The sequence below is a fragment of the Cytophagales bacterium genome, from assembly GCA_033344775.1.
In the GTDB taxonomy this organism is placed as follows: domain Bacteria; phylum Bacteroidota; class Bacteroidia; order Cytophagales; family Cyclobacteriaceae; genus JAWPMT01.
Genome location: JAWPMT010000004.1, coordinates 1,177,470 through 1,194,414 on the forward strand (window position 1 = coordinate 1,177,470; position 16,945 = coordinate 1,194,414).

General features: G+C 43.6%; 13 protein-coding genes. 8 read left to right on the forward strand and 5 right to left on the reverse strand.

Features of this window, described 5'->3' with window-relative positions; all coding sequences use genetic code 11:
* Positions 1-67: 67 nt before the first annotated feature.
* The gene (locus tag R8G66_13725) at positions 68-1,414 is read right to left on the reverse strand and encodes a hypothetical protein (protein MDW3193427.1); all 1,347 of its coding nucleotides are present in this window, start codon (positions 1,412-1,414) and stop codon (positions 68-70) included.
* 83 nt (positions 1,415-1,497) lie between these two features.
* Positions 1,498-2,253 (reverse strand): LytTR family DNA-binding domain-containing protein, encoded by a 756-nt coding sequence (locus tag R8G66_13730; protein MDW3193428.1) that lies wholly within the window; start codon positions 2,251-2,253, stop codon positions 1,498-1,500.
* Positions 2,254-2,368: 115 nt separating this feature from the next.
* Here R8G66_13730 and R8G66_13735 point away from each other — a divergent pair, with 115 nt between their 5' ends.
* Positions 2,369-4,117, forward strand: a complete 1,749-nt coding sequence (locus tag R8G66_13735; protein ID MDW3193429.1) for a serine hydrolase domain-containing protein — start codon at positions 2,369-2,371, stop codon at positions 4,115-4,117.
* Positions 4,118-4,407: 290 nt separating this feature from the next.
* Here the strand turns inward: R8G66_13735 and R8G66_13740 are convergent, their stop codons facing one another.
* Complete coding sequence (locus R8G66_13740; protein ID MDW3193430.1) at positions 4,408-7,605, reverse strand: efflux RND transporter permease subunit; 3,198 nt, start codon at positions 7,603-7,605, stop codon at positions 4,408-4,410.
* Positions 7,602-8,732 (reverse strand): efflux RND transporter periplasmic adaptor subunit, encoded by a 1,131-nt coding sequence (locus R8G66_13745; protein ID MDW3193431.1) that lies wholly within the window; start codon positions 8,730-8,732, stop codon positions 7,602-7,604. Before R8G66_13745 ends, R8G66_13740 begins: the two co-directional genes overlap by 4 nt.
* 316 nt (positions 8,733-9,048) lie before the next feature.
* On the opposite strand from R8G66_13745, the gene R8G66_13750 reads away from it, so the two are divergent.
* The 7 genes from R8G66_13750 to R8G66_13780 all read left to right on the forward strand — a co-directional run bounded on the left by R8G66_13750 (position 9,049) and on the right by R8G66_13780 (position 16,349).
* Entirely contained in the window at positions 9,049-11,037 is a 1,989-nt protein-coding gene (locus R8G66_13750) for a CHASE3 domain-containing protein (GenBank protein ID MDW3193432.1), read from the forward strand.
* A gap of 209 nt (positions 11,038-11,246) precedes the next feature.
* Positions 11,247-11,873, forward strand: coding sequence for a CheR family methyltransferase (locus R8G66_13755; GenBank protein MDW3193433.1), 627 nt, complete (start codon positions 11,247-11,249; stop codon positions 11,871-11,873).
* 26 nt (positions 11,874-11,899) lie between these two features.
* Positions 11,900-12,358, forward strand: a complete 459-nt coding sequence (locus tag R8G66_13760; protein MDW3193434.1) for a chemotaxis protein CheD — start codon at positions 11,900-11,902, stop codon at positions 12,356-12,358.
* Between the two features lie 15 nt (positions 12,359-12,373).
* Positions 12,374-12,757, forward strand: coding sequence for a response regulator (locus R8G66_13765; GenBank protein MDW3193435.1), 384 nt, complete (start codon positions 12,374-12,376; stop codon positions 12,755-12,757).
* Complete coding sequence (locus R8G66_13770) at positions 12,757-14,745, forward strand: chemotaxis protein CheA (GenBank protein MDW3193436.1); 1,989 nt, start codon at positions 12,757-12,759, stop codon at positions 14,743-14,745. Before R8G66_13765 ends, R8G66_13770 begins: the two co-directional genes overlap by 1 nt.
* An 11-nt stretch (positions 14,746-14,756) precedes the next feature.
* The gene (locus tag R8G66_13775; GenBank protein MDW3193437.1) at positions 14,757-15,245 is read left to right on the forward strand and encodes a chemotaxis protein CheW; all 489 of its coding nucleotides are present in this window, start codon (positions 14,757-14,759) and stop codon (positions 15,243-15,245) included.
* 39 nt (positions 15,246-15,284) lie between these two features.
* The gene (locus R8G66_13780) at positions 15,285-16,349 is read left to right on the forward strand and encodes a chemotaxis response regulator protein-glutamate methylesterase (protein MDW3193438.1); all 1,065 of its coding nucleotides are present in this window, start codon (positions 15,285-15,287) and stop codon (positions 16,347-16,349) included.
* Between the two features lie 206 nt (positions 16,350-16,555).
* On the opposite strand, the gene R8G66_13785 is transcribed toward R8G66_13780, so the two are convergent.
* Positions 16,556-16,945, reverse strand: coding sequence for a response regulator (locus R8G66_13785; protein MDW3193439.1), 390 nt, complete (start codon positions 16,943-16,945; stop codon positions 16,556-16,558).

Below are 16,945 nucleotides of genomic sequence, written 5' to 3' on the forward strand. Positions count from 1 at the left end.
GGAATAATTGTCACGCTTCGACAGGCCTATCTGACGACAAGGCAGGCTCAGGATGACAATTAAATGTTCACTTCCAGGTCACGACTTTGATGTTTGGGTACTTTGCGCGGTTCTTCCGAAGTGCAGCCTGTGCATCCGTTTTGCTTCTGTATTCCCCAAGGAAGAAATAGTAAGTACGCATATTTGAGCCTGTTCCGATTTTCATGTCGGATCCTTCGTATTCATTGATCTTGGACATCAGTTCGAACATGTCTTTCTCAACATGCACCACCACGTAGTGCCTGCCTTCGATCATTGGTTCCAGATCGATAGTAAATTCTGCCGAAGATGAATTTCTGTCATCATCGTCCCAATTCCCCCAATCATCATCATCAGAAGACGACCAGGAAACAGATTTATTTCCGTCTTCGTCGATCTTTCTCAAAATCAATGCCTTCACATCCGGATCAAATTGTTTGGAACGGGCATATTGAGCGTACTCCCTTAACTCCGAAACCGGAATCATAAAACTGTTCAATACTCCTCTAAGCTCATCGGTTAACAGATCCGGTTCTCCTTGCCAATACATGAAGTACCCGGTTGTCAGTTCATGATCATAAACCTGCGTGATCAATTCGCGCCAACTGAGCTCGATCAAGGTGTAAGCGATCCGCAAATTCTTGTCATTCATCAGCATTTGATACGTTTCACGCTCTCGTTCGCGCGCATACTTCAGGTAGTAGGCAATGAACACATTGAACTCAAAATAAGAAGCGACACTATTGGTCGAACCACTGATTTTCGGATCTTCCATTCCGGTAATCAATTCATATTCTGCTTTGATCCCATGATGATAGGCATTGAATTCTTCCATCAGGCCATAAATTCCTTTGACATTGGAAGTGGTCCTCGCCTCTCCAGGTAGCAGTTCCTCTACACCGTAGGCCGACAATTCACTCTTGCTGAGCTGGTTGTTTTCATCAGAAACATCATCTCCCCATTGTTGAATGTACGTTCCATATCGGGACATCTCCCTTACGGCCTGGGGGAAATAATTCCGATGCATGGTAGACGTCTTGAAAACAGGCTTTTCTTCAGTTGATAATACAATGCCCGTGTTGATGAAATATGATTTCCAGCGATCATTCCATTGCGGTGTAGCATTTTCAGCTTCATTGCCAAGGTCCCAATCGTAGTTGTGCAAACCTTCATGAACGGCAGTACCAAAGTTTCCAATATCTATTTCCTGCGATTCATTGTCCATGTAGAAAGCAATGCTCTTTGCATCCTCTGCTGCCAGGATTTCCGGCGCATTGCTGCAATAGCGGTTTGCATATTTCATCGCAAATGCCTTGACACGCTGAGGAGACTGGGCCCAGGAAACGTGTAACGCTAACAAGCAGAAAACTGCTGATAATGATCTGGTGAGTGACATGGCGGAAGTGGTTTATGTCCAATTAACTGAAAAATCTTCAATCCATTGTCCTTGTAAGGAGCTTTTTCGCCAAGCTCCAGTTATTATAAACTCAAATTCTCCTTGTATTTCCGACCAATCGGAATGCGATTTCCTTTTATCACCACCTCATTGGCCGATCGTTGATCCACCAGGTCTCGATTGATGATGAATGACTTGTGGCAACGTATGAATTGATCTGGAAGTCCATCCTCCGCTTGTTTGAGTGTACTCCGTTCCATAATGGTTTTTTCCTCCTGATGATACTTTACATAGTTACCATCACTCTCGAGGTACAGCAATTCATTCGGTTCTAAATAGACCATTTGATGACCATCATGAACGATGATCCGTTGATTCGGCATTTCAGAAACCATGGCACTTTTCACAATACCATACACCAATGCTGGCACATAGAACATAAAGAAATTCATGATCAGGTTTCCCTGCCATATTTCACTGATCACCACTTGATTGAGTTCATTGATCACTCCCTGATAATAGGTTCCATCGACCAGAGATTCCACAAAAGATACGGTAACATAGAAGAGTAGCGATTGATAAAACAGCGAAAAGCGAAAGGGCTTTCCATGAAGCAGGAAAAAACCAATGATTCCGTAGACCATCACCGCATTGATCACACCTCCGTAAAGCGAAGGGAATAGCAAGCCATATTCATCACTATGAAAGGGCCCAACCGTAATCTGCTGACCGGGCCAGTTGAGGATTAACAATCCCAGGCACCATAGTACACCGTGCACCCACCGCTCTTTTCGTGTGAGTCCCGCTAAACCTACCCGCAAGGATTCATTCCACTTCATTCGTTTGTCCACTTATCTCGGTCGTTGATCCCAAATCCCTTATTCACCGCAACCAGGGCACAATTTCCTTCGATTGATTCATTCAATTCGCAACTTAAAATTTATCCATCATCCAATGAAAATTATCCCACATCTTTCTGTGATTTTGATCGTTTGCTGTTCTTTATCCTGCTCATCCCAACCAGTTCAGACGGAAAATGAGATAACAAAAGAACCGGAACGTCAACCCTCCGAAAGCAATCTGGAACAGATTAAAGACCTTTATTCACTTGAGGCATCTTATGAAAGATTCAGCGGATCAGTTCAGGTGAGTCATCAAGGTAAGGTCATCATCGAAGAGGCTTTAGGTGGAACAAATAGCGGCATCACATCTGGGCTGGAAACTCGATTTGATATCGGCTCAATCAGTAAATCATTTACAGCCGCGGCCATCTTGTCATTGGTAGATGAAGGTAATTTTAAATTGCAGGATCGCATCAATACGCATCTGGGAGCATTCGCATCAGATCGATGGCAAAAGGTCACGGTTTACCAATTATTAACCCACACCTCAGGTATTCCCAGTATCTACCAAACAGAACAAGGGATTCCGATTTTTATGCCTGAAAAAGAGCCCATTGCTTTGAAAGAACTGATTGCCAAATTTAGCGAAGGCAAATTGTTATTTAAACCCGGGTCAGAATTCAGTTACAGTAATTCCGGATACGTCTTGCTGGCAGCAATCATTGAACAGGTTTCCGGGCAATCTTATGATCAATTCATGCAACGTGAGATCTTCGAAAGATATGGCCTGAATAGTACCTCTTTCTCGATTGATAAAAATACTGCCCAACCTTATTTCGGCTATCGAACTGACCTCACCCGAAAAGCGGCTACTACCCATTGGAGTTGGGCCATTGGTGCAGGAGGTATTCAAACAAACCTGACCGATCTATCCAATTGGCTGGAAATCATTCAATCTGATGGTTTTCTAAATCAGGAATTACGAGAAGCTTATCTAAAGCAACATGAATCGATCGGTTATGGGTACGGTTGGCAATTTGCTAACGGTAAAATTCAACATGATGGCGGTACGGCAGGTTATATCAGCTTCATCAGTTTTGATCCTGCTACAGCAAGCCATGTGATTGTATTGAGTAACCGAAGTTTTGAGGCCATTGATCGCTTCGGAGAAAGCTCCAATTATATTCGAAACCTGGTTGACAAGACCTGGCGTATACTCGAAGGAAAGTCGATTGAAACGCTTCCTAAGCATGGAAAGCTATCCCTGGAACCTACGAATTTTCAATTTGTTAACGGCACTCAAATAAACATTCGCAAAGCCAGTGACAGTACATATTGGGTAACAGGATCAAACATGACTCCCTCGAGAATCATACCTGCCTCCGCCCTGGAAGGATCGTCAACGCAAGAAGATATGATGAATGATGTTGCCGAGTTATTACTCAGAAAAAAGCATTGGGGTTTGGCTAAACATTGTAATGGTGAAATGAAATTCGTTTGCTACTCAGGATTGATGGGTGTAGGCATGAAAATGATCCGAAAAAAAACAGGCGCCATGCAAAAGGTCACTGCGTATTTCGTGGAAGAAAGGTATGGCCTATTGCGGCTCATCGGGGACAAACAAGCCGCGGACCTGATTGCTTATTTCGATGAAGAAGGTAAGATCAAAGGTATCTTTGAAAATAGGTATTATCCATTCGATGAAGTAAAACCCATGCTCGCCTACCCTACTCAAAATAGGGGATTGTTCCTGGATGGATTCAACATTGGGGAGCCAGATGTGTTGCTTGAATTTGAAGGTGATAAAGTTTTGTTGAAGCAAGCTGGAAGGGTTTTGGAGGGATTTAGGGTAACGGATTAAAATAAGCGTCATTCCCGCTTCGCAGCGAGGCGAGGCGGAATTTTTCGGTCTAATTTTTCAAAGACCGAAAAATACCTGCCTGCGGCAAGGCAGGTCCCTGCAATCTCAATAGTCGCTTTTAATCTGTACTTAGGACAATCAAAGATGAATCGAGGTTTCTCAAACCACTTAATTCTACTACAATCTTTGAGATTCCCCTACGATCAATATCGAAAAGGGGAATCATTCATAATTCCAAGGTGATCCCAGCCTTGACCGGCAGGCAGGCGGGGAATGACGCATAAATCGAATCAAAACTGCAACATCCGTTGTTGCTCTCTCACCGCAGGCTCCACTTCTTCCTTGGTAGGTTTTTCTGACTTGTCAAATAGACGTAAAGACCAGAAGAAGAATACTCGGATATCATTGAAAACCAATATAAATACCGGGAAGAAGCACAGGATAAAGAAAGTACCTAGTAATACACCCCACGCCAATGAGATCGCCATCGGAATGATGAACTGCGCCTGAAAGCTCGTTTCCAGAATCAATGGATAAAGCCCTGCAACAGTCGTCATGGAAGTCAATACGATAGCCCGGAAACGAGCAATACCTGCTTCGTAAGCTGCCTTTTGGATGCCAAACCCTTCTTTCAGGTTGCGATTGAACCGATCAAGCATCACCACTGCATCATTGACGATCACTCCTGTCAGAGCAAGAATACCATATCCACTCACAAACACGTAAAACATGGCTCCTTCTACCCAATGACCAAACATGGCACAGATCACCCCAATTGGAATGAGTGAGAAGATCAGTATGGTCTGATAGAATGATCTGAAATTGAGGGTGATGGTCAGCACCAATAAGATCAACACCAAAGGTCCGATTTGTGCCAGGGAACCTGCTTCTCTCTGTCCTCGGCTGGACTGTCCTTCGAAAGTGTAATTGATACCTGAATACTTCTGAAGAATGGGAGGCAAGACATCCAGGGAAATTTTTTCGAGCACATCCGGCAAACTCGTGTCGGAGGAAGCCAATTCTGCATCGATACGAATTTCTCTTTTTCCATTAAAGTGATTGATCGCAATTACACCCCGACCAATTTCATAGTCGGCCAGTTCCGTCAAAGGGTACTCCTGACCATTGGCGGTTTTCACCTTCATGGACTCCAATTGGGTGATGCTTAAACGGTCCTTTTCCGGGTAACGCACCCAGACCTTCACTTCATCCGTTCCAATCTGCAAACGCTGCACTTCTTCACCAAAGAAGCCCTGCCGAATTTGTGTGGTGATGTCCTGTTGTGTAAAGCCCAGCAAATATGCCAGTGGTTTCAACTCCAATTCAATCTCACGCTGACCAATGGACGCATTGTCCGTGATGTCTTTGATGGCACTGATCTCCGCCAGTTTATCCTTCAATTCAACCTTGGCAGCCTCCAGTTCCTCGATATTGGTGCTCTGAAGGGAAATAGAAACCGGTTTCCCAAAGTAATTCACACTACCGATGGTGAACTCTTCCGCCTCTGGAACAGGACCTATTTTCTTCCTGACTCGTTCTGCAATTTCAAATCCGGAAATGTTCTTTTCTTCCAGCTTATCAAAGTTAATCCCCAGATAGCCCAAATGGCTTCCGCTTTGTCGGCTGGAGTTCGCTCCTACAGTCAAATCAACAGTGGTGATGACAGAATCCTGGAAGCCATATTGCTCTTGCATTTCCGCATGTACTTCCCAAACAGAAACCTGAAATTTCCTTAGCATACCTTCCACCACGTGTTCGCGGGTTCCTGGCTTCAATTTCAGGTTTACGTTGATGTCATCCGCTGGCGGTCGTGGAAACAAGCTTGATCGGATCATCCCTCCACGATACATCCCTACCACGATCATCATGAACAATACCGGGAAGCTAAAAGAGATCCACTTCCAGTCGATCAGGAATCGTAAAGTCGGCGCATACAGCTTGAATCGAAGGAAATCAATCACAGATTCCATGGCTTTTCTAAATTTCACATACATTCCGAAGGCACCTTTGGTATCATCCGGACGTCTGGACAAGATCCAGTTGCTGGCGAGGTGAGCTGGCAATACGAAAAAGGCTTCAATCATGGAGAACGCCAGACAGGCAATCACCACAATGGCCATCTCTTTGGTAAACCCATTATTATCCAAATACAACAGAGGTATGAAGGCAATGATCGTCGTAGTTACGGAAGTGAATACCGAGGGAACCATTTCCATGGTACCGTCAATGGCCGCTTGCTTGGGCTCTTTCCCCTTCTCAAAATGCGTGAAAATATTCTCCGCAATCACAATACCATCATCCACCAGAATTCCAACTACCAGCAGCATTCCAAATAGAGAAAGCATATTGATGGTAATACCCGCCAAATCGCCCACGATGAACATCGCTAGGAAGGACAAGGGAATACCGAAAGCTACCCAGAATGATAATCGAAGTGACAGGAATAGGCCCAACGTAAGCAATACCAGTAATAGTCCAACACCAAAGTTTTTGGTCAGTAATTCCAGCCGTTGCTTTAGTACGTCGTTGAAATTGAAGTAGGTGAATAGCTCGATGTTGGAACTTTTGCGATTGTATTCTTCCACGTATTCCGCCACATACTCACTGATCGCTGTGATGTCTTCTTCAGGAAGCTTCTGAACGATGATGCTGACTGCCCTCTCGTTATTCGAATAAACGCTGTTCGGAATATCCGCAAATTTCATTTGCACGTCGGCAATGTCCATCAATCGGATTTTGGTTCCGTCAGAATTGGCACGAACCGTGATGTTTTCAATCTCCGAAGGGTCGTATTCCTTAGAATTTGCTCGTATTTTGATCTCTTCCTGCGTCGTTTTGATCGATCCTCCTGAAATGTCGCGGTTGTTCAATCGAATCGCATTAGCCACCGTACTGAATGTGACACCATACCGCCTAAGGTTTTCCTCCGATACTTCGATGGTGATCTCCAAATCCGGGAATCCAGAAACACGCACCTGTGAAATCTTTCCTGAGTTCAAGAAGTCATTTTCGACCCGTTCAGCCGCCTTTTTAAGATCCATCAAAGAAACATCTCCTTTGACCCCCATGAACATGGCCGTACTGGTCGATTTCTGCTTAAAAACGACCGGTTTTTCGGCACTTACTGGGAAGGAATTGATCCGATCCACCGCGTTTTTAACCTCGGTAGTCACCTCATCCAGGTCATAATCACCAGAGGTCAAGACAGAAATACTGGCAGAGTTCTCAGAAGATACGGAAGTCACTTCCTCAATTCCTACAATGCCCTTGATGGCTTCCTCTATTTTGATGGTCACACCCTCTTCTACCTCCTCAGGGGAAGCTCCGGGATATACCACACTGATCGTAATGTTACGTGGTTCACGTTCGGGAAAGAATGACTTTTTCAAGCCGAACATATAACTCAGTGCACCGATAACCATCACCGTCGCAATGATCGCGTTGGCCCAGATTGGATACTTGACAAAAAAGGTGACTATTGATCTCATCTTATCTCATTCACTACTTCTACCACCATGTTATTTGATGCATTCGAGGGTGCATCCACCACCAGTAAGTCGCCAGGATCAAGGCCATGGATAATGGCATCGTTCTCGGTGATCTTAGCAATGTTGATTTTCTTAGTATGCAAGAGACTGTCCGACGCAATCACAAATACTTCATTCTTGTTGCGAATGATGTTGCGTTCGATCAGCATGCCTTGCTCTACATATTTTCCTGAAATAGCTGCTTTCAAATAAAGCCCATCGTACAAGTCCCCGTACGTATTGTCTACCGCGATGTACACATTCAAGGATTGGTTATTGGGGTCAATGAAAGGCGCTCTACGAACAATCTTCCCAAACCATGACTTGGCGGTTTCTTCCTGAATCACTTTGACCGTTTCACCGATCGAAACGTAAGCGACATCTTGTTTTTGAATGGGCACTTTCAGTTCTAATTGATCTGTACGAATGATCGTGGCAATCACTGCCCCAGGACTCACCACCGAACCCACTTCCAGGTTCACCGACTGGACAGTTCCTGTATACGGTGCATAAATCGTATGTCGTTTCAGGGTCTCTTCCAGGCTCTTTACCGCATAATAGTCCGTTAGTATGCCTTTAGAAGCGAGGTAAGTTTTGATCTTGGTCTCATGCTCTTTGGGAATTTCCGGTAGCGGCTTATCTAGATCGATCCCATCGAAATACATCTGCCACTGATCGAAGGACTTGGGAAAATCAATTTTTAAGTCTGGTAATATAGAAGCCAATAAGCTCAGGAAATTACTCTTACGAGACTGTAGCGTTAACTTCTCTTCTGCATCGTCGACCTTGATCAGGACTTGTCCTTTTCGGAAAACTGCCCCTTCTTTTAACGCGATCTGTCCACGTAATAGCTTCCCTCCTACTTCTGGGATCAGGTTTATCTGCTGCAAGGAATTCAAACGACCGAACGCCTCGATCTCCACGGGCATCTTGCTATAAGACACAGGGCGGACCTTGACATAGTTCTTTGCGACAGGCTTGGGACGTTCAGGTGGCAATTCCTTTTGGTCAGCGAGATAACCACTAAAACGCCATCCTCCAAACAACAGGATGGGCACAACGATAAAAGCAATGGCTTTACGACTCATATAAGTAGATTAGGGTATCAACAAAGGTAAAGCACTTACACGGCCAGATTGTTCGGGAAATAAAAGATTATCAGAGGAAATTGATAAATGGTCGATAAAGCTTTTCGCCCGTTAACTGAAAGCTCAGGAATTCCCTCTAACTGTCTGACAGTGAGATGATTTCTAATAATCTCACAAAAGCAGAAAATCGAGGAATGATTCATTGCAAACGTTAGCATTTTTTCCTCCTTTGATCCCTGAATTATACCGGATGACTTCATTGTTATTCGACCAATGGTGGTGAACAGGTATCCTTACTAAGACTAACCGCACCACCATGAAATTTAAATCACAACTATTTTTAGGAAATGGGATTACCCTGGGTCTGCTATTGATCATTGGGCTGACCGTTTTCTTCAGCATCAATAACCTCGTGGAGAATACCAACTGGGTTGAACACACTTACAAGGTGATCGGCAAGGCGAATCAACTAAAAGGTTATATGATCGATCAGGAGACAGGAATGAGGGGATTTGCCGTTACCGGAATCGAAGAATTTTTGGAACCGTACGATGAAGGGAAGCTTTCGTTTGACGACCTCATCGATGAGATGAAACAAACGGTGAGTGATAATCCCCCGCAGGTAGCCAAACTTAGGGAAGTAGAAAGACTATCGGATAGCTGGCGATCCAACGTTTCCGAAAAGTACATCAACCTGCGTAGGTCGATCAGAGAGGGCGAGGACCTGGAAAGAGAAATATACGATGTAATAAAATCCGGAATTGGTAAGCAAAGCATGGACGAATTGCGAAACCTGGTCGCCACCTCCAACCTGTCTACTGCCAATCAAAACCTGATTATTCTGGACATGATTAATATGGAAACAGGGCTTCGTGGTTTTTTACTGAACGAAGGACAGGTATACCTGGAACCGTATAATATGGGTAAGGCTGCTCTGGAAGGCCACCTGATTTCAGCGAAGGCCAATGGGGCGATCAGAAGTGCCGCCTATAACTGGATCAATGGTTATGCAGAAAGACTTATAGCCATTGGCAGGCAGGAATCCGAAACAGCCGACATGATCGAACTCTACGACCTTTTCAGCAAAAAGGAAGGCAAACAATACATGGACAAAATCCGCGATGTGATGAATGAGTTCAGTGATGAAGAAACACGCCTTCTTGCCATCAGACTCGATAATCAAAAAAGAACGGAATACATCTCGAAAAGTGTCATTCTTCTGGGATCTATTCTGGCCTTTATCATTGGCATTTCGATCATCCTCTATATCGGAAGAAATACCATGACCATACTGGGTGGGGAACCTAAAGAAGTCGCGGATATGGCCAATGAAGTTGCTGGTGGTAATCTTAACCTCAAGTTTTCAAGCAAGGACCATACGGGTCTTTATGAGAACATGAAGAACATGGTGCAAAAGCTTAGAGGAATTGTCTCAGAGGTAAGTAATGGGGCTGATTCCGTCACGATTGCCAGCGGCGAAATGAATTCATCAGCACAGATTATTTCGGAAGGAGCCAGCACACAAGCAGCTTCAATGGAGGAAATATCATCTTCAATGGAAGAAATGGTCGCCAATATTCAGCAAAACTCCGATAATGCCAGGCAAACCGAGGCCATCGCTTTGCAAGCAGCAAAAGACGTTGAGGAGGGCAAAACAGCCATTAATAATACTGTGGTGTCGATGAAGGACATTGCCGATAAGGTATCTATCATCAGTGAAATTGCCGAAAAGACAGACATACTGGCCCTGAATGCTGCTGTCGAGGCAGCTAGAGCCGGAGAGGCTGGTAAAGGATTTGCCGTAGTAGCGGCAGAGGTCAGAAAACTGGCGGAAAGATCCCAGGTATCAGCGATTGAAATTGAAGGCCTTACAAAATCGAGTGTTTCTATTTCAGCAACGGCTGGCAAATTATTTGAAGAACTGGTGCCCAATATTCAAAAAACAGCGCAATTGGTGCAGGAAATCAACGCTGCAAGTGGGGAACAAAATCTGGGTGCACAACAAATCAACGAAGCCATTCAGCAGCTCAATAATATTACCCAAAGAAATGCTGCAGGAGCGGAAGAGCTGGCAAGCAACTCCGAGGAGTTGTCCAGTCAGGCCGATTCTATGCGTTCGATCATCAGCTATTTTGACCTGGAACAGGACCGGTTTTCAGGGATTAAACTTTCTTCGTATAAAAAAGATAAACCGACCAACGATCAGTTGAAACCTGCTTCATTGGAACTCGAGCATCATAACGGTGAAGGCGTGAGTTTGGATATGACAGAATTCGATAAGGATAGTGATTTCGAAAAATATTGAGGCTTCCTACCAAAATATCTCTTAAGGATTCGGAGTTTCGAAAACTCAGCAAGTTCATTTCGAATGACTATGGGATCTCTCTTCCCCATTCAAAAAAAACCATGTTGGAAGGAAGGCTCCAAAAAAGGCTTCAGCACCATAAATTCAGGTCCTTCGACCAGTATTATGAGTTTATCAAAAGCCCAGGAGGTAAGATGGAAACCGTTTATATGATGGATAAGGTTTCCACAAACAAAACTGACTTTTTCAGAGAACCTGCACATTTTGATTTCCTGAATCAACACGTTTTTCCCAAATATGCAAAAGCCAATGGTACCTTCAGGCCGCTGAAAATATGGAGTTCTGCTTGTTCGAGTGGAGAAGAAGTGTATTCCATAGCCATCACTATAGAGGAATACAATCAAAGACACTGCGCCTTCAATTATTCAATAGCAGGAACAGATATCTCTAATGAGATACTAAAAAAGGCCATCAACGGAGTGTATCCACACGGTGCCATAAAAGACATCCCATTACACTTACGGGAAAAATACTTCTTAAGAAGCAAAGACAGAAGTCTTGAAAAGGTTCGAATAGTGCCTAAAATAAGACAAAAAACAGCCTTCTCAAGATTGAATCTTATGCGGCCTTACTACGGGGAAGATCAAAAATACGACGTGATATTTTGCAGAAATGTAATGATCTACTTCAATAAAAAAACACAGGAGGAAGTCCTCAAAAAACAGTGCTCCACACTAAGAAAAGGAGGTTATTTTTTTTTAGGACACTCGGAATCCATTACTGGAATGAAGGCACCCTTAAAGCAGGTATATCCAACGATTTACCAAAAACTATGATCCAGTTTCCCAAAATATCCTTAGCAATGCAAAGCCACTACCTGCATCCTTCCAATTGCTTCGTCCCGAGGGAAACGACGATTGTCACGACAGTTTTAGGCTCATGCATTTCGGTATGTCTTTTCGATAAAGTTGAAGGAAAAGGAGGTATCAATCACTTTATGTTGCCAAAATGGAATCACCAAAAAGAAGCCAGTCACATGTTCGGTGATTATTCCATTGAAGAACTGATCAAAATAATGATTTTCAGAGGCTCTTTAAAGGAGAACCTGGTGGCTAAGATTTTTGGCGGAAGCCACAGAAATAGCTCCTACAACAAAATCGGTCATCAAAATTTTGAGCAGGCGAAAGAAACCCTTTCAAGGCATCACATTAGGATCGTCGCCAAAAGTGTGGGAGGAGAAAAGGCAAGAAAAATCATTTTCGATACAAAATCAGGACTAGTGAAAATGAAGTACATAAGTTATGACGCAATCATTGATTAAACGGAAATAAACAACATGAATGACCCCAAGAAGAAAATATTGTTAGTGGATGATTTAGATGCCATTAGGAATATCGTCAGTGCAAGACTCAGGATCAAAGGCTTTGAAATCACAAAAGCCCATGACGGGGAAGAAGCACTCAGGATATTAACTGATGCACCGGAGTATTTCGACCTTATCCTCAGCGATTTTGATATGCCCAAAATGAATGGGCTCGAATTACTTGAAAAGGTGAGGTCTAATGTTGCCTTGAAAAACAAACCTTTCATCATGTTGACCTCCAGAACCGAACCAGAGAAGATGAAAGCCGCAAAAGAAATAGGGCTTTCCGCGTGGGTCAAAAAGCCTTTCAAGGTGGATTCATTTTTATCACAAATCAATTACGCTCTGGAGAAATAATGAGTAAGGCCGAGGAACTTTTCATCGAGGAAACCGGGGAGGTCCTGAACCAACTTGAAGAAAATCTGCTTGCGATTCAAGCCGATCATTTCAATGAGGAACTCATGCAATCTATTCTTAGGCTGCTACATACCATCAAAGGGTCCCTTCTCATGTTTGATCGAAAAGAACTTGGGGACTTTACGCATGAGTTGGAGTCGGTTTTTGACGCGTTTAATGGAGCAAATTATCCATTATCTGAGGACGTTACTCAGCTGATGCTGAATGCCGTGGATTTTATTCGCGAAACTTTCCACCAACCCAAACTCCAAACTGATGATCAGAAAGATCTATTGGAAATGTTTTCTTCGACCATTTCGTCGGCCGCACAAAGCACCCTGAAGTTTGTCGAAAACGAAAGCCAAAGTAGTGAACTCGTCACTTCGCTGTACTTTTTAATGATCAAACCCAGGATCAGCATAAAAGATCAGGATGGACATCCGCTGCATTTTATCATCAGAGATCTTCTGGATGAGCATGAATCGTTAGGTCATATTGAAAGTCAAGGCACCTCGATCCTTGAATGGCGAGTGCTTTTTGTTTCAAACTTGAATGAAGCCGAAATCAGGGCAATATTCTTGTTTGTCGAAGAAGACCTGGACCTCTCGATTACTCAATTTCCCATCAAGGGTGTTTCCATAAAAGAGGTAAAACTTGAATCATTCAGGAAAAAACTTGTCATCAAAAAAGCCAAAGCACTCATTCCGGAACTCGAGCAATTCGTCAAAGCATTCAAGGAATCCGATTTCCGTAAACCTGATGATCTGAGAAGGCAAAAAGAAAAAATGAAGGTTCAGGAGGTTTCAAGAACCACAAATTTCATCAAAGTAGAGCAAGGCAAGGTTGATGACCTCATGAATTGGATTAGTGAATTGGTCACCATCCAGGCAGCACTCAAAAATCAGGCTGAGAAAACTGATTCCGAAGCACTTCTAAATGTCTCAGAGAGCCTGCATTTCATCACTGAAAACATCAGAGATACCATTTTCTCCATCAGCCTGGTTCCCTTAAAAACGCTGGAGACACAATTCACCAGACTGGTTCGGGATTTATCCAGAGATCTAGGTAAAGAAATCACTTTCCAAAGCACCGGTTTCGAAACGGAATTGGACCGGAAAGTAATTGCCAACCTAAAGGAGCCTCTGCTTCATATCTTAAGAAATAGTATTGATCACGGAATTGAGAAACCCGATATTCGGAAGCAAGCTGGAAAGACGGCTAGTGGCAATATTATGCTTAAGTCTTATTACAGTGGCAACCTGGTCTTCATCGAGATAACCGACGATGGAGCAGGTATTGATCCACTGACCTTAAGAAAAAAAGCAGAAGAAAAAGGCCTGCTAAATACGGATGATCATTACACGGATGACGATATCCTACAACTGGTTTTTCACCCAGGACTTTCAACCGCTGATAACATTAGCGATATTTCGGGTCGTGGGGTGGGTATGGACATAGTGCGCAGGAAAATTATGGAGTTACGAGGCGAGGTTTCAATCTCTTCCGAACCCGGTAAAGGCACCAAGACAATCGTAAAACTGCCATTATCCCTAACGATCCTGGAAGGTCTGCATACAAGAGTCGGTAATACCCACTTGATCATGCCTATGAACACGATACGGGAGATTCATCGCTTTGACCGGAAAACATTTTATGACCGCCCCAAAGGGTCAGATATTTTAGAGTTTGACGGGAAACAGCTGTCCGTAGTTTCCATTGAAGAAAAATATCAAATAGCTTCTTCTGGAAAAGACACAGTGGATGTTATTACTGTTAACATAGGGAATATCCAGAAAGGTGTCGCGGTAGATGAAATTAAAGGACAAGTACAGACCGTTCTTAAACCTTTGGGTGAGTACTATGAAAAACAAGACTTTATCCTTGGCGGTACTATTCTCGGAGATGGGAATCTGGCATTCGTATTGGATATGGAAAAACTAATCAATTAATCATCACACTTATGGAAGATCAGGTGACGGATATTCGCACACAAGCATATTTAACATTCATGCTGGATCAGGAAATTTTCTGTGTCTCAGTGAACGCAGTGGTCAAAATCCTGGAAGTTCCCAACATCACAAGAGTACCCGAATCTCCTGCATTCATGAAAGGTATCATCAACTTACGCGGCAATATTTTACCTGTTGTGGATACTCGGTTAAAGCTAGGATTGGAAGAGGCTGACCATTCTCCCAAAACCCGGATACTGGTCCTGGATATCAACAGCGCAAACAAGATACTCTCTATTGGTGCGATTGTGGACCTGGCTAAGGAAGTCATCTCCGTAAATACTGAAGAGATCCAGCCTCCACCGAGTCTGGAAGATTACGAAAGAGCCCCATATATCGAGGGAGTGATCAACCACGAGGAGAAATTCATCCTGATCCTGAACATCAATAAGCTATTTGCTAAGAATGAAATTGAGGAACTGGATAACTTGAAAAATTGAATTTAATTCTGATCGAAACACAAAATGATCTGAGTATTAATGGCAAAGAAAAAGGTATTGATCATTGATGATTCCGCTCTTGTAAGAAAAAGCTTGTCCGGGCTTATTCAATCAATTCCTGACTTTGAAATAATGGCTACAGCGGCGGATCCCTACTTCGCAGCAAAAATTCTTAAAAAACAGATACCAGATGTGATCACTCTGGACGTTGAGATGCCGCGAATGGATGGGATCACCTTTCTCAGAACCTTAATGTCACAATACCCAATACCTGTGGTGATTATTTCCTCGCTTACAAAAAAAGGTTCTGAAACTGCGATACAGGCTTTGAAATTTGGAGCTGTAGAAGTCATCAGTAAACCCAATATCCATGGTGTCGGACTGGAAATCGAGGAGAATAGAATCCGGATCATGGAGGCCATAAAAGCAGCTTCCATGGCATCAGCAAAGCGACGAAGTGCTTTTCAAAAGGTGCCATCAAATGTAAGTTCCTTCAAACCGCTTAAATCACCGGACAAAGGACGAGAAGGTACCAGTCTGCTCCGGACAACTGAAAAAATAGTAGTAGTCGGAGCCTCAACCGGTGGTACAGAAGCACTAAGAACCATTTTATCTAAACTTCCGATGGATTCCCCAGCAACAGCCGTGGTACAACACATGCCAGAGAAATTCACTCACTACTTTGCGAGTAGCCTAAACGAACATTGTCTGGTCAACGTGAAAGAAGCCGTAGACGGTGATTCATTGATCACCGGGACAGTTCTTATTGCACCTGGAAACAAACACATGTGTGTCCGAAGATCAGGAGCCCGATATTATGTCAGCTTGATCGAAGGGCCTTTTGTGAACAGGCACAGGCCATCAGTTGACGTACTATTTCATTCTGTTGCAAATTATGCAGGAAACAACAGTACCGGAATTCTCCTCACAGGAATGGGGTCTGACGGTGCCAAAGGTCTGCTAGAAATGAAAAAAGCAGGTGCAACAACGGTAGCTCAGGACGAGGAATCTTCTGTGGTTTTCGGCATGCCAAAAGAAGCCATTGGTTTAGGGGCAGTGGATAAGGTGGTTGGACTAGAGGATATCCACAAACATATTTGCTGATAAATGAAAACTTCTTCTAGAAAGATCCAAGTCGACTGATCACTAGCTTTGTTCTCAACCTTATAATCTCACAAATCGGTAAAGAGATTCCGGTCTTTTGCTGACTTTTTTCAGAATTCTAAGTCGAAAAATTCTGGAATGACGATCTTATCTACAATTGTCACATTGAGCCTGCCTTGTCGGCAGACAGGGCTCTCGAAATGTGACTATGAAGCCATCAGCAATTCAATCCTACCCTTCAGGGAATCTTGGTCCCAGGGTTTGAGCATGCAGTTGCCGGAGCCTTTTTCGCAGACTTTTTTCATCACGTCTTCGGGGGCCTGGCCGGTTAATAACAAGGTTTTGATTTCCGGACGTAGCTCACGTAACTTCATAATAAGCTCATCCCCTTTGAGTCCGGGCATGGACCAATCGGAAATCACTAGCTTCACTTTGGTGTCACTGGTCGTTTCTATCTCTTCGATCAGTTCCAGCGCTTCTTCGCCGCTTTCGGCGAACTCATACTCAAAATCCTGACCAAACATGATCATCAGCTGGCGCTGCAGGATTTCAAGAATTTCTTTTTCATCATCTACACAAATAATCACGTCGTTCAC

Coding starts and splice junctions, on each gene's coding strand:
- R8G66_13725 (MDW3193427.1), bottom strand. CDS start 1,414: ATGTCACTCACCAGATCATTATCAGCAGTTTTCTGCTTGTTAGCGTTA.
- R8G66_13730 (MDW3193428.1), bottom strand. CDS start 2,253: ATGAAGTGGAATGAATCCTTGCGGGTAGGTTTAGCGGGACTCACACGA.
- R8G66_13735 (MDW3193429.1), top strand. CDS start 2,369: ATGAAAATTATCCCACATCTTTCTGTGATTTTGATCGTTTGCTGTTCT.
- R8G66_13740 (MDW3193430.1), bottom strand. CDS start 7,605: ATGAGATCAATAGTCACCTTTTTTGTCAAGTATCCAATCTGGGCCAAC.
- R8G66_13745 (MDW3193431.1), bottom strand. CDS start 8,732: ATGAGTCGTAAAGCCATTGCTTTTATCGTTGTGCCCATCCTGTTGTTT.
- R8G66_13750 (MDW3193432.1), top strand. CDS start 9,049: ATGAAATTTAAATCACAACTATTTTTAGGAAATGGGATTACCCTGGGT.
- R8G66_13755 (MDW3193433.1), top strand. CDS start 11,247: ATGATGGATAAGGTTTCCACAAACAAAACTGACTTTTTCAGAGAACCT.
- R8G66_13760 (MDW3193434.1), top strand. CDS start 11,900: ATGCAAAGCCACTACCTGCATCCTTCCAATTGCTTCGTCCCGAGGGAA.
- R8G66_13765 (MDW3193435.1), top strand. CDS start 12,374: ATGAATGACCCCAAGAAGAAAATATTGTTAGTGGATGATTTAGATGCC.
- R8G66_13770 (MDW3193436.1), top strand. CDS start 12,757: ATGAGTAAGGCCGAGGAACTTTTCATCGAGGAAACCGGGGAGGTCCTG.
- R8G66_13775 (MDW3193437.1), top strand. CDS start 14,757: ATGGAAGATCAGGTGACGGATATTCGCACACAAGCATATTTAACATTC.
- R8G66_13780 (MDW3193438.1), top strand. CDS start 15,285: ATGGCAAAGAAAAAGGTATTGATCATTGATGATTCCGCTCTTGTAAGA.